Origin of the sequence: Burkholderia mayonis (assembly GCF_001523745.2) — a bacterium.
In the GTDB taxonomy this organism is placed as follows: domain Bacteria; phylum Pseudomonadota; class Gammaproteobacteria; order Burkholderiales; family Burkholderiaceae; genus Burkholderia; species Burkholderia mayonis.
In genome coordinates, this window is record NZ_CP013387.1 from 2,498,463 (window position 1) to 2,511,303 (window position 12,841).

Annotated in this window: 10 protein-coding genes and 2 pseudogenes; 2 read left to right on the forward strand and 10 right to left on the reverse strand. The window is 67.1% G+C overall.

Annotation, left to right across the window (positions count from 1 at the left end; all coding sequences use genetic code 11):
- Positions 1-241 precede the first annotated feature (241 nt).
- A complete protein-coding gene (locus WS70_RS30115) occupies positions 242-2,134 on the reverse strand; it encodes a DUF3857 domain-containing transglutaminase family protein (RefSeq protein ID WP_059596909.1) in 1,893 nt (630 codons plus the stop codon).
- Positions 2,135-2,384: 250 nt separating this feature from the next.
- Here WS70_RS30115 and WS70_RS30120 point away from each other — a divergent pair.
- Positions 2,385-2,935 (forward strand): annotated as a pseudogene (locus WS70_RS30120) (LysR substrate-binding domain-containing protein); the annotation flags it as partial.
- A 254-nt stretch (positions 2,936-3,189) separates the two neighbouring features.
- A complete protein-coding gene (locus WS70_RS30125; protein ID WP_059596987.1) occupies positions 3,190-4,335 on the forward strand; it encodes an alpha-hydroxy acid oxidase in 1,146 nt (381 codons plus the stop codon).
- 119 nt (positions 4,336-4,454) lie between these two features.
- On the opposite strand, the pseudogene WS70_RS30130 reads toward WS70_RS30125, so the two are convergent.
- The 9 genes and pseudogenes from WS70_RS30130 to WS70_RS30170 all read right to left on the reverse strand — a co-directional run.
- Positions 4,455-4,568 (reverse strand): annotated as a pseudogene (locus WS70_RS30130) (NAD(P)H-dependent oxidoreductase); the annotation flags it as partial.
- 107 nt (positions 4,569-4,675) lie between these two features.
- Positions 4,676-5,794 (reverse strand): dihydrolipoamide acetyltransferase family protein, encoded by a 1,119-nt coding sequence (locus WS70_RS30135; RefSeq protein WP_059471073.1) that lies wholly within the window; start codon positions 5,792-5,794, stop codon positions 4,676-4,678.
- Between the two features lie 4 nt (positions 5,795-5,798).
- A complete protein-coding gene (locus tag WS70_RS30140; RefSeq protein ID WP_059471074.1) occupies positions 5,799-6,779 on the reverse strand; it encodes an alpha-ketoacid dehydrogenase subunit beta in 981 nt (326 codons plus the stop codon).
- Positions 6,772-7,860, reverse strand: coding sequence for a pyruvate dehydrogenase (acetyl-transferring) E1 component subunit alpha (gene pdhA, locus WS70_RS30145; RefSeq protein WP_059596908.1), 1,089 nt, complete (start codon positions 7,858-7,860; stop codon positions 6,772-6,774). Before pdhA ends, WS70_RS30140 begins: the two co-directional genes overlap by 8 nt.
- Before the next feature lie 18 nt (positions 7,861-7,878).
- On the reverse strand, positions 7,879-9,384 hold the full coding sequence (gene glnA / locus WS70_RS30150) for a type I glutamate--ammonia ligase (RefSeq protein WP_059596907.1): 1,506 nt from the start codon (positions 9,382-9,384) through the stop codon (positions 7,879-7,881).
- 99 nt (positions 9,385-9,483) lie between these two features.
- Positions 9,484-9,777, reverse strand: a complete 294-nt coding sequence (locus tag WS70_RS30155) for a GYD domain-containing protein (protein ID WP_059471077.1) — start codon at positions 9,775-9,777, stop codon at positions 9,484-9,486.
- Between the two features lie 681 nt (positions 9,778-10,458).
- Positions 10,459-11,397, reverse strand: a complete 939-nt coding sequence (gene hutG, locus WS70_RS30160) for a formimidoylglutamase (RefSeq protein ID WP_059596906.1) — start codon at positions 11,395-11,397, stop codon at positions 10,459-10,461.
- Complete coding sequence (locus WS70_RS30165; protein ID WP_059471079.1) at positions 11,394-12,161, reverse strand: amino acid ABC transporter ATP-binding protein; 768 nt, start codon at positions 12,159-12,161, stop codon at positions 11,394-11,396. Before WS70_RS30165 ends, hutG begins: the two co-directional genes overlap by 4 nt.
- Positions 12,158-12,826: an amino acid ABC transporter permease gene (locus WS70_RS30170; protein ID WP_059471080.1), complete on the reverse strand. Its 669-nt coding sequence runs from the start codon at positions 12,824-12,826 to the stop codon at positions 12,158-12,160. Before WS70_RS30170 ends, WS70_RS30165 begins: the two co-directional genes overlap by 4 nt.
- Positions 12,827-12,841 lie beyond the last annotated feature (15 nt).

A 12,841-nucleotide genomic window follows, 5' to 3' on the forward strand; every position in this document is an offset into this window, starting at 1 on the left:
GGCGCGACGGCTACGGCCACGCATAGCGCAATCACGTCGCGGCGGATTCCATCGATGTGATTCCCTCGTCCGCCGAGGACATTCCGTTCATTTCACGCTGTTCGCGATCGAGGACGACTTCGCGTCCGTGTTCGGCAAGGCGTTTCTCGCCGCGTACGATGCGGAAGTCGAGCGTTATCGCGGGCGCTGCCGGAACTGATCCGAATTCGCGGAGGCCGATCGCGGCCGCGCATGAACGCTGTCAATCATGCGCCTTCGCCCGCACGACGATCTGCGCGAGCACGTCGCGCTCGATTCGCCCGAGCGACGCACGCGCCGCATCGAAATCTTCCGGCGAACACACCTGATGCGCGAAGCGCGCGCGCAAGCGCCGCGTGATCTGCACGACGCGCGCCGCCGCATCGAGCACGTAGTGCGATTCATAATCGAAGAAGCGATCCTGCACGTGCGCATCGTTCGGCACGTCGGTCACGCGCACGTCGTCGGGCAGCGCGATCTGCGCGGTCTCGTCGAAATCGCCGCCGATGCACAGCCACGGCTGCGTGCGCACCGGCTCCGCAAGCCAGTCCTGCACCTGAGTCGCGATGCCGCCCGACAGGCTCGACAACGCCGGCAGCGCGGTCGTGCCGTCGGTCCACACGAAATGGTCGAGCGATCCCGTCATCGACGTCGAGAACGGCCCGCTCGTCGCATTGCGCTCGCCCGCGCTCAACTGGGCCGTGCCGCGCAAGCCGCTCTGTCGCAGGCGATCGGTCGCGAGCTGCTGCACACGCTCGCGCGCTGCCTGGCGGAACACGCTGCGTTCGAGCTCCGCTGTCCATCCTGCATCCTCGACGTAATACTGATAGCGCGCCGCTCCGCTTGCATCGACGTCGATCCGCAGGCGCGCGCCGCGCGTGCGCGGCTGCGTCGCCGGCGTGCGCGTCAGCACGCCTTCGTCGACGAGCAGCGCCGGCCGATCCATCACGACGGGCGGCAGATAGCCGAACGCGACGCTGCCGACCGTCGTATCGGCGAAGAGCCCGAGATCCGGCAGCCATGTGATCGCGTGATTGATCGCGCTGCCTCCGTAGCCGGGCACGGCGGGCAACGTATAGACCGGACCGAGATCGAGCAGCACGGGCTCGCTGCGTATCCCGGCCGCCGCGAGCAGCGCGCCGAAGAGCGCGACGTGATCCTTGCAATCGCCGTAGCGGTTGCGCAGGATGTCCGCCACCTTGTGCGGCGCGGCCGCGGTCTCGCCGAGAAAGAGCGCGACGTAGCGGACGTTCATCCGAACCCAGTCGTAGATCGCCTGCGCCTTCGCGCGCGGATCGGACGCGTTCGCGTTCGCCGTGACCGACTGCGCGAGCCGCGCGACGGCGGGATCGCGCGCGCTCGCATCGACGGCCGCCGCGCGATATCGCTCGGCGAACGACGCGAAATCGCGCAGCGTCGACACCATCAGGCGATCGCCGTACGTCGCATAGCCGACCGAGCCGTTCTCGACGCGCGGATACGGACCGTGCCGATAGTCGAATGCGTAGCGCGTGCGGCCGTTCTCCGTCACCGGCGCGAGCGCGACGTAGCCGCGCGCGTCGGCGTAGAGCGGCATGTCGGCGGGCAAATCGAAGATCAGCCGCTGCGCGTCGACGGGCATCCGCGACGGCGCGACGAAATAGCCGAAGAACCCCGGATCGCGCGGCTTCGTACGCGACTTGCGAAACACGAGGCGCGTGCGCGCGCCCGCATCGACGCCCGGAAAGATCACCGAGCGCAACACGCCATCCTCGAAAAACGGCGCGCCGGCGGAGCGCGGTTCCTGCACGTCGCGAATCGCCTCCGGGCCGACCGGATGCGCGGCGCCGGCGCGATCGATCGTCTCGGCGGTCAGCAGTTCGACCCGCTCGATGTCCTTGTTGAACCACACGTAGCGCTGCGCGACGTCGTCGATGCCGCTCGCGGTGTTCGCGCGCAGCGTCGAATCGTCGTGCTCGTCGACGGAGCCGTCATGCTGGACGACGAACACGTGAACGTCGCTGACGAGGGTCGCGGGCGCGGCGTCATCGGCGTCGGATTCTGCCGGCGACGCGTTCGCGCAATGGGCGGCCATGCAGACGCATGCCGCGCAGAATAGTCGGACGAAAGCGGGCATCGCAATCAACCTGCGGCGCAACGCGCGGTCGGATCGCAACCGGGTAGCGGGTTCGTGAACGGATCTTGCCGATCGGCCGGGGCGCATCGCGCGACTTCCGGCGCGACAAATGCGTTCGATGCTTCGCGCGTCGCCGCGCGCCATCTCCGCTTGTTCGACGCGCGCGGAATCCCGGTTTCGGCCCGGCCAGTTTGGGTCATCGCGGCCGATCGCGTCAAGCGCGTGCCGGACGCCATCGCGCCCCTCGGATACCGGCGAGCATCCGGACATCGACATCCGGGTGATCGCCGATTCGCAGTTCGCGACCTTCCGAAGCGACGGCGTCGATCTAGCGATCCGCTACGGCAAGCCGCCGTTCGGCAAGGGGCTCGTCACGCGCTTCCTGTTTCCGGTCGACATCTATGCGGCACGCAGCCCATCGCTGCTGACATCACCCGGCTCGCTCGCGATCCCGCCGCCTCCGCGCTGCTGCACGACGCGCACGATCTGTCGCCCGAGTTTCTCGCCACGATGCCGGAGCGCGTCGCGGTCGATCCGCACCGGGGCCCGCGCTTCAATCAATCGTCGCTCGCGATCGACGCCGCGACCGCGGGACACGGCGCCGCGCTCGTCAGCGATCAACTCGTCGGGCGCGACATCGAGGCCGGACGACTGTGCCGGCTGTTCGATTTCGCGCTGCCGCTGTCGGTCGGCTACTACATCGCCCATCCGAACGAGCCGCGGCGTCCGAACGACATCGCGACGATGGAGGCGTGGCTGATTCGTCACGCGCGGCGCGATATGCAGCGCGATCTCGCATAACGCACGCAAGCGCCGCCGGAAAACCGGTCGATTAGAATCGCCGCATGCACGCTTCCGACCCTCGCGATCTTCGCCTCCCGTCCCTCGACGGCCTGCTGGCCTTCGAGGCCGCCGCGCGCCACGGCACGTTCGAGCGGGCGGCCGAAGAACTGTGCGTGACGTGTCGGAATTTCTTTCGCATCGCGCCTGAAGATATTTCCGCGCGCGCCGCCGAGTGCGGCGGTAGCATCATCGTTCCCCTTTCGGAGCCGTCCATGCCCCTCCCGATCACCTGCATCGAAGATCTTCGCGTTCTCGCGAGGAAACGCATTCCGCGGATGTTCTACGACTACGTCGATACGGGCTCCTACACGGAGTCGACGTATCGCGCGAACGAAGCCGACTTCCAGCGCATCAAGCTGCGTCAGCGGGTCGGCGTCGACATCGCGCATCGCAGCCTGCGCACGACGATGGCGGGACAGGACGTCGCGATACCGGTTGCGCTCGCGCCGACCGGCCTCGTCGGCATGATGCGCGCCGACGGCGAGATTCTCGCGGCGCGCGCCGCGCAGCGGTTCGGCGTGCCGTTCACGCTGTCGACGATGAGCATCTGCTCGCTCGAGGACATCGCGACGCACGCGCCCGGGCCGTTCTGGTTCCAGCTCTACATGATGCGCGATCGCGTGTTCATCGAGCGGCTGATCGCGCGCGCGAAGGCGGCGGGCTGTCCCGCGCTCGTGCTGACGATGGACCTGCAGATCGGCGGCCAACGCCACAAGGACGTGAAGAACGGCTTGTCGAGCCCGCCGCGCATCACGCTGCCGAATCTGCTGAACATGGCGAGCAAGCCGCGCTGGTGCATCGGCATGGCCCGCACCCGACGCCGTCATTTCGGCAACATCGTCGGGCACGTGAAGGGCGTGACCGACATGTCGTCGCTCGATTCATGGACGCGCGAGCAGTTCGATCCGACGATCGACTGGCGCGACGTCGAATGGGTTCGGCAACGCTGGGACGGCAAGCTGATCGTCAAGGGCATTCTCGATCCGCGCGACGCTCACCTGGCGGCCGACGCGGGCGCGGATGCGATCGTCGTATCGAATCACGGCGGCCGCCAGCTCGACGGTGCGATGTCGTCGGTCGACGCGCTGCCTGCCATCGTGGACGCGATCGGCCAGCGCATCGAAGTGTGGCTTGACGGCGGCGTGCGCACCGGCCAGGACGTGCTGAAGGCGGTCGCGCTCGGCGCGCGCGGCACGATGATCGGGCGTGCGTTTCTCTATGGCGTCGCCGCGCTGGGCGAAGCAGGCGTGTTCCGCAGCCTCGACATCATCGCGCGCGAGCTCGATACGACGATGGCGCTGTGCGGCTATACCGACATTCTGTCGGTGGACGCCGACGTTCTCGCACGGCGATTCTGATTGCGTTCGATGCGCGCGAATCCCGCTGCGTATGCCTACGCGGATGCGCGAGCCGCGAACGGCGTCGCACAGCCGATCTCACGCGATGCGCGACGGCACGACGCCGCGCCGACGCAAACATCGAGCGGCGGATCGAAGCGCGCATCGGGCCGCCGAGCGGTGTTGTCGTCGGCGTCGAGCGCGGCCTTCCACTGCATCGCGTACAGACCGGATACCTGGACCGCATGCCCGGCGCGTCGATCAGGACTTCGGAATGTCGCCTCCGTGCCGCGTCGCGATCGCGCGTGTTGTGCGTGTTGTGCGTGTTGTGCGTGCGTGTCGGGCGCGTCCGGGCTTCTGGCTACTGCGGCCGTTGCAGATCCGCAATCACCGCCGCGAGAAAGCGCGCCGCCTCGCCGCCCGTGACGACTCGATGATCGAACGTCAGGCTGAGCGGCAGGATGCGATGCACGGCGGGCGCGCCGCCCGCCGCGACGACCGCGTCGTGCACGCGCCCCGCGCCGAGGATCGCAACGGTCGGCGGCACGACGACGGGCGCCGCATACTTGCCGGCGATCATCCCGAAGTTCGACAGCGTGATCGTGTTGCCGCGCAACTCATCCGGCGGAATCTTGCGCGCACGGATGTCGGCGCGCATCCGGTCGAGCCCGTTGCGCAAGTCGGCGGCGTCGCGATGCGCGACGTCGCGCAGCACCGGCACGAAGAGACCGTCCGGCAGATCGACCGCGATGCCGAGATCGATCTTCGCGACCACGTGCCGACGCCCCGCCTGTCCGTCGAACCACGCGTTGAGCCCCGGCTCCGCGCGGCAGCCGGCGACGAGCGCGCGAATCAGGCGCATCGTCACATCCGCGCCCGCGGGCCATGCGTGGATGTCGGCATCGTCGATCACGGTCGCCGCCGCGACTTCGCTCTGCGCGCGCGCCATGTTCTGCGCCATCGCGCGCCGCACGCCGCGCAGCACTTCGGGCGGCCCGAGCTCGGCGAGCACCTTCGCGACGCGCTGCACGTCCGCCGCAGTGATCACGCCGTCGGCGCCCGACGGCGTCACCATCGCCAGATCGACGTCGAGCTTGCGCGCGAGCGCGCGCACGGCCGGAATCGCCTTGACCGCGCCGGCGCCGCGGCCGCCCGCGCCCGTGCCGAGCGCTGCGGGCGCTTCTTGCACGACGTGCTCGCCGACCGTCATGTGGCCGACGACGGTCCCCGCATCGGCTTCGTCGGCTTCGCCTTCGAATGCGACGAGCGGCGCGCCGAGATGAACGATGTCGCCCGGCTGCCCGAACAGCTTCGCGATGCGGCCGGATTGCGGCGACGGGATCTCGACGATCGCCTTCGCGGTCTCGACCGACAACAGCGGCTGATCGGTCTGAACCGCGTCGCCAGCCTTGGCGTGCCATTCGACGATCTCGGCTTCCTGCAAGCCTTCGCCGAGGTCGGGCAATTTGAAGATCTTCATGTCGTTACGACGCCTCCAGCGTCTTCCTGACTGCGCTGACGATGCGCGCCGCGCTCGGCATGTACTGGCTTTCGAGCCGGAACAGCGGCACGACGACGTCGTAGCCGGTCACGCGCTGCACGGGCGCGAGCAGCGAATACAGACAGTGCTCGGCGACGAGCGCGGCGATCTCCGCGCCGACGCCCGCCGTGCGCGGCGCCTCGTGGACGATCACGCAGCGGCCCGTCCTCGCGACCGACGCGACGATCGTATCGGCATCGAGCGGCTTCAGCGTCGCGACGTCGATCACTTCGGCCATCACGCCTTCCTGCGCGAGCTGATCGGCGGCCGTCTGCACTTCCTGCAGCGTCGCGCCCCAGCTCACCAGCGTGACGTCGGAGCCGTCGCGCAGCGTGAAGCACGTATCGAGCGGCAGCGCCTCCCCGTTGTCTTCGACCGGCTGTCGGAACAGCCGATACAGGCGCGAAGGCTCGAAGAACATCACCGGATCCGGATCGCGAATCGCGGCGAGCAGCAGCCCATAGGCGCGCGCGGGCGTCGACGGAATCACGACGCGCAGGCCGGGGATATGCGCGAACAACGCTTCGGGGCTTTCCGAATGATGTTCCGGCGCGTGAATGCCGCCGCCGCACGGCGCGCGGATCACGAGCGGACACGACAGCCGTCCACGCGTGCGATGACGCAGCCGCGACGCGTGATTGAGGACCTGATCGATCGTCGGATAGACGAAGCCGGTGAACTGGATCTCCGCGACGGGCTTGAGACCCATCGCCGCCATGCCGATCGCGGCGCCCGCGATCGCCGTTTCCGCGAGCGGCGTGTCGATCACGCGCCGCGCGCCGAAGCGCGCCTGCAAGTCGACGGTTGCACGAAACACGCCGCCGTTCGCGCCGATGTCCTCGCCGAGCAGCACGACGGACGGATCGTGCGCGAGCGCGTACGCGAGCGCCAGATTGACCGCCTCGACGAGGTTCAGATCAGCCATGATGATTCCCCGCAGCCAGCGCAAATGCGAGCGCCGTCGCCAACTGTTCCTGCATCGCCTGCGGCAGGCTCGCATACAAATGGTCGAACATCGCCGACGTGTCCGGCTGCGGCGTCGCGAGATAAGCCTCCACTGCTTCTTCGACCTGCGCGTAGCACGCCTTGCCGAGCTGCTCGTCCAGCGCCTTGTCCCACACGTTGCGATGCATCAGGTATTTGCGCAGACGCAGCAGCGGCTCGAATTCCCATTGCTTGCCGACGGCGTCGGAATCGCGATAGCGCGTCGCATCGTCGGCCGTCGTGTGATCGCCCAGCCGGTAGCTGAGCGCTTCGACGAGCGTCGGACCGCCGCCGCCCCGCGCGCGCTCGAGCGCGTCGCCGACCACCTGACGCACGGCGACGATGTCGTTGCCGTCGACCTGCCGCCCCTCGATTCCCGCGGCGATCGCCTTTTGCGCGAGCGTTTGCGCCGCGGTCTGGCGGGCGCGCGGCATCGAGATCGCCCACTGGTTGTTGTTGACGACGATGACGAGCGGCGCGCGCCACGCGCCCGCCATGTTCATCGCCTCATAGAAGTCGCCTTTCGACGTGCCGCCGTCGCCGAGGATCGCCACCGCGACGCGCGCTTCGCCGCGCAGCATGAACGCATACGCGGCGCCCGCCGCATGGCACACCTGCGTGCCGATCGGCACGCAGTTCGGAAAATCCTGGCGCGCCGCCGCGAAATCGCTGCCGCGCTCGTCACCGCCCCAGTACAGCAGGCTTTCCGTCATCGTGACGCCGCGCAGGAATTGCGCGGCGTGATCGCGGTACGACGGAAACAGCACGTCGTCGGCGCGCATCGCGCTCGCGACGCCCACGCCGATCGCTTCCTGCCCGACCGACGACGCGAACGTGCCGATCTTGCCGGTGCGCTGCAGCGCAACCGCTTTCGTGTCGAACGCCCGCGTCAGCACCATCGCGCGATAGAGCGGCAGCAGCGCGGCCGCGTCCTGCGCGAACGCGGGCAACGGCTGGACCGGCTCGCCGTCGGGGCCGAGGTATTGCGTATAGTCGATGTCGAAGCTGCCGACCGTGGTCATCGCGGGCCCCTCGTTTTTCTAGACGTCGAAATACAGATAGAACTCCCAAGGATGCGGACGCAGCTTGATCGTATCGAGCTCGCGCTTGCGCTTGTAGTCGATCCACGTGCGAATCACGTCGCCGGTGAACACGTCGCCCTTGCGCAGGAACGCGCTGTCGGCTTCGAGCGCGGCAAGCGACGCGTCGAGCGAGCCCGGCACCTGCCGGATCTTCGATGCTTCCTCCAGCGGCAGCTCGTAGATGTTCTTGTCGAGCGGCGCACCCGGATCGATCTTGTTCTCGATGCCGTCGAGCCCGGCCATCAGCATCGCCGCGAACGCGAGATACGCGTTCGCCGACGGATCGGGACAGCGAAACTCCACGCGGCGCGCGGCGGGCGCGTCCGACACCATCGGAATCCTCGCCGCGGCCGAGCGGTTGCGCTGCGACATCGCCAGATTGACGGGCGCTTCATAGCCCGGCACGAGACGCTTGTACGAATTCGTCGTCGGCGCGCAGAACGCCATCAGCGCCGGGGCGTGCTCGAGCAGCCCGCCGATGTACCAGCGGCACAGGTCGGACGTCAGCGCCCAGCCGTTCGCGTCGTAGAACAGATTGCGTTCGTCGTCCCACAGGCTCTGATGGCAATGCATGCCGCTCGCGTTGTCCGCGAACAGCGGCTTCGGCATGAACGTCGCGACCTTGCCGTGCCGGCGCGCGACGTTCTTGCACACGTACTTGTAGATCATCACGTTGTCGGCCATTCGCGTGAGCGTCGCGAAACGCATGTCGATTTCGTTCTGGCCGGCGGTCGCGACCTCGTGATGGTGCACTTCGACCTGCACGCCTGCGCGCTGCAGCGTCAGCGCGATTTCCGAGCGGATGTCCTGCAGCGTGTCGTTCGGCGGCGTCGGGAAATAACCTTCCTTGTAGCGCTGCTTGTAGCCGAGATTGCCGCCGCCGTATGCGCCCTCGTCTCGGCCCGCGGCCCAGTCGCCCTCGGCCGATTCGACGTAGTAATAGCCGCAGTGCTGATCCTGGCCGTAGCGGATCGAATCGAAAATGAAGAATTCGAGTTCCGGCCCGACGTAGCAGGTCGTCGCGATGCCCGTCCCGCGCAAATGCGCTTCCGCTTTTTTCGCGACGTAGCGCGGATCGCGCGAGTACGGCCCGTGCGTCGCCGGATCGATCACGTCGCAGAGAATCGACAGCGTCGGCGTCTCGCAGACCGGATCGACGAACGCGGTCGTCGGATCGGGACGCAGCAGCATGTCGGATTCGTGGATCTCCTGGAAGCCGCGGATCGACGAGCCGTCGAAACCGATTCCGGCGCCGAACAGATCCGCGTGGAGTTCGGGGAGCGTAATCGAGAAGTGCTGCCAGAGCCCCGGCAGATCGGTGAACTTCAGATCGACGATCTGGATGCCATGCGTGCGCACCAGTTCGATCACATCGCTCACGCTGGCCGGCCGCGCGATGCGGTAGCTGCCTGCTTCGACGGACGCCGCGAACGGCGATCCCGCGTCGCCTTGCGTATTCGACATGGGCTTTCTCCTTCTTCCAGCCCTTTGCCTGCGATCCGGCTTCGGCCTGCTCTGCGACTCGCGTTCGAGCGGCCGACGACGGTGCGTGCGGCTTGCGCGTTACGGCAATCTGCCGATGATCGCGCCGATTTCGTTCTTCGTGAACGCGCGCAGCGTCTGCGTGCGGACGTTGCCCGCCGAGCCGAGCGCGAAGCCGAATGCGGTGAGACTTTGCTCGTCGGTCGCTTCGACGACCGCGACGATGTCGAACGCGCCCAGCGTCCAGTAGACCTCCTTCATTTCACAGCCGAAGCTCTTGGCCATTTCCGCCACCTGACCGGCCCGCTGCGAGCTGTTCTTCACGGTGCGGATGCCCTGATCCGTAAAGTTTGCAAGCACCACGTAAGTCGCCATGACGATTCCCCTTACGATTGAAACGTATCGAAATTCGAACGCGCGAGCGGCGTCGCCGGACGCCTTCGCGCCAATACGATCGGAACCGTCTCGCGCGTAACTTGATTTTAGGCAATGGGATCGACGGCGAAGGAGGGGTTTGCACGCGGGTTGCGAAGTCGATCGGCTGGAGCGTGCTTGGGGCGACACGCATGGGCGACGCGTATCTCGATCGAGCCGCGATCTCAGGCTGCGGTCACGCTGAACCGACGGCGACACACCGCGAATGCTCGGCAACGAAGCGGAATCCGACAGCGACGCCTGCCGCCGAGTCCGTGCGTTGCTCGCCCCGAATGGAGCAGACATGACCTTCAATGCGGCCGATGAGAAAAGATGACCCGCCGTCCGGCAAGACAAAGAACACAGGACGCAAGACGGCAGGTCGATCAACAACACAACGTGGGCCGATTGCTATTGATTGAAGTGCTGATTTGAGTTCGGAAAGGCCGGACGTCGAACAGCCTCCCCGACGTAAAAGTTAGACGATTACTCGCAAGACGTCTGTCAATTTTGGTCAGATCGACCAGCCGACGGACTGGAAACCCGCCGCGTTTCGTTTTTCGGGAGCGGATTCGGCATGCGTGCGCGCACATGATGGCGGTTTGCCGCGCGCCCCGGTACGCGGCTCGATTGCTGCCCGCCTCACAACAACCGATACGCGAGCCGCGCGGCCGCACGAGCCGTACGCCGGTCCTGATCGAGGGCCGGGTTGTATTCGGCAATGTCCGCCGCCAGCAGCTTGCCCGACGCCCGAATGCGCAGCACCATCGCTTCGACCACGGACAACGGCACGCCGAGGGACGCCGGCGCGGACACGCCCGGCGCCGTGGCGGCCGGCAGCACGTCGAGGTCGATCGACAGGTACAGCGCGTCGGCTGCGTCGAGCAGCCGATCGAGCCGATCGAGCAGACCGGGAAGATGACGCTCCTGCATCTGCGCATCGGCGACGTACTGCACACCGAGCTGCCGTGCGCGCTCGAACAGCGCTGCCGTATTGGCCAGATCGCTGATGCCGAGGCAGACATAATCGAAAGCGAGCCCTCGAGCGGCGCAATCGCAGGCGATCTGATCGAACGGCGTACCCGAATTTGCAGGACGCGCCTGCCGCAGATCGAAATGCGCGTCGAAATTCACGATCGTCAGACGACGCGCGCCGCCGTCGCCGAGCCACGCGCGCAAGCCGCGATACGTGCCCCACGCGACCTCGTGGCCACCGCCGAGCACGAGCGGCCGCCCGCCGCAGGCGAGCGTCTCGCACACCACCTTCGCGAGCTCGGCCTGCGCGCCCTCCAGATCGCCGTTGTCGCAGACCACATCGCCCGCATCGCGCAACGTCACCGCCGGCTTGGCCGGCAGGCCCGCCAGCGCGCGGCGCAACTCCCCGGGCCCGTGCGCGGCGCCGACGCGTCCCTTGTTCCGCCGCACGCCTTCATCCGAGCCGAAGCCCACGATCACCGCCGCATCGCTTGACAGGGCCGCGCCGGTGAAGGGCTCGATCTGATCGAACAAGCGCCGGGTGTCGCCGGGCTCCCCGTCGTCGGAACGGCCGCGCCAGACCCCGTTATCGAACGGCGCCTTCATGCACGCGACAACACGGCTTGCAGGAAAGCGCGCGTGCGCGGCTGCGATGGCGCGGAGAAGATTTCCGAAGGCGGCCCGGCCTCGACGATCGCACCGCCGTCCATCACCACCACCACATCCGCGACTTCCTTCGCAAACCCCATTTCGTGCGTCACGACCACCATCGTCATGCCTTCGCTCGCGAGCAGTTTCATGACTTGCAGTACTTCGCCGACGAGCTCCGGATCGAGCGCCGAAGTCGGTTCGTCGAACAGCATGACGCGCGGCTGCATCGCCAGCGCCCGGGCGATCGCGACGCGCTGCTTCTGGCCGCCCGACAGGCTCGCCGGCATCACGTGCGCCTTGTGCGCAAGGCCCACTTTCTCCAGCAGCGCCAACGCGCCCGCTTCGGCATCGGCCTTGCTCACGCCGCGCAGCATGCGCGGGCCCACGGTGATGTTGTGCAGGACGGACAGATGCGGAAACAGATTGAACGACTGGAACACCATGCCGACTTCGGTGCGCAACGCATTCAGCGAGCGTTCGCCGAGCATCGCGCCGCGATCGATGAGACGATGGCCGCAGATGTCGATGGTGCCGCCTTCCGGTTGCTCGAGGCCGTTGCAGCACCGCAAGAAGGTGCTCTTGCCCGAGCCGCTCGGCCCGATGACGACCACCACCTGTTGCGGCTGGATGTCGAAGTCGATGCCGTTCAGCACGACGTGCGAACCGAACGACTTGGTCAGGCCACGGATCCGGACGATGGGTTCGGACGTCTTGTTCATTGCACCATTCCTCCTGCACGCAGGCGCCGCTCGACGCGATGCAGCGCGTAATTGGTCGCCTGGGTCAGCACGAGATAGACCAACGCGATGGCCAGATACACTTCGAGCGATCGGTACGACACGCTGATGATCTTCTGGCCTTCATGCATCAGATCGTCGATCGTCAGCAGCGACACGAGCGCCGAATTCTTGATGAGCGCGATGAACTCGTTGCCGAGCGGCGGAATCATGCGGACGATGGCTTGCGGCAGGATGATCGTGCGCATCGCCTGCCCCGACGACATGCCGATCGAGCGGGCCGCCTCCATCTGGCCGCGATCGACCGACTGGATCGCGCCGCGCACGATCTCCGATACGTAGGCAGCCGAATAGAAACCCAGCCCGAGCATCCCGCACACGAAAGCGGGCAGCAGAATGTTGAATTGGGGCAAGCCGAAGAACAACAGAAACAGTTGCACGAGCAGCGGCGTGCCGCGAAAGAACGTCAGGTAGGCGGTGCAAAAGCCGTAGACGAATCGCCGCTGCGGCGCGAGCCGCCCGATGCCGATCAGCAGCCCGAGCACGCAGCTGAGCGCGAGCGCGGCCGCCGTCACTTCCACCGTGACGAGCGCACCATGCGCAATATCCGTCCAGCCGGCGATCACCGGCGAGAAATCGAGTTCCATGTGCATGACTCGGCC

Excerpts from the sequence above, each read along its gene's own strand:
- WS70_RS30135 (WP_059471073.1), bottom strand. The coding sequence starts at position 5,794 with ATGAAGATCTTCAAATTGCCCGACCTCGGCGAAGGCTTGCAGGAAGCC.
- WS70_RS30115 (WP_059596909.1), bottom strand. The coding sequence starts at position 2,134 with ATGCCCGCTTTCGTCCGACTATTCTGCGCGGCATGCGTCTGCATGGCC.
- glnA (WP_059596907.1), bottom strand. The coding sequence starts at position 9,384 with ATGTCGAATACGCAAGGCGACGCGGGATCGCCGTTCGCGGCGTCCGTC.
- hutG (WP_059596906.1), bottom strand. The coding sequence starts at position 11,397 with ATGAAGGCGCCGTTCGATAACGGGGTCTGGCGCGGCCGTTCCGACGAC.
- WS70_RS30125 (WP_059596987.1), top strand. The coding sequence starts at position 3,190 with ATGCCCCTCCCGATCACCTGCATCGAAGATCTTCGCGTTCTCGCGAGG.
- pdhA (WP_059596908.1), bottom strand. The coding sequence starts at position 7,860 with ATGACCACGGTCGGCAGCTTCGACATCGACTATACGCAATACCTCGGC.
- WS70_RS30140 (WP_059471074.1), bottom strand. The coding sequence starts at position 6,779 with ATGGCTGATCTGAACCTCGTCGAGGCGGTCAATCTGGCGCTCGCGTAC.
- WS70_RS30170 (WP_059471080.1), bottom strand. The coding sequence starts at position 12,826 with ATGGAACTCGATTTCTCGCCGGTGATCGCCGGCTGGACGGATATTGCG.
- WS70_RS30155 (WP_059471077.1), bottom strand. The coding sequence starts at position 9,777 with ATGGCGACTTACGTGGTGCTTGCAAACTTTACGGATCAGGGCATCCGC.
- WS70_RS30165 (WP_059471079.1), bottom strand. The coding sequence starts at position 12,161 with ATGAACAAGACGTCCGAACCCATCGTCCGGATCCGTGGCCTGACCAAG.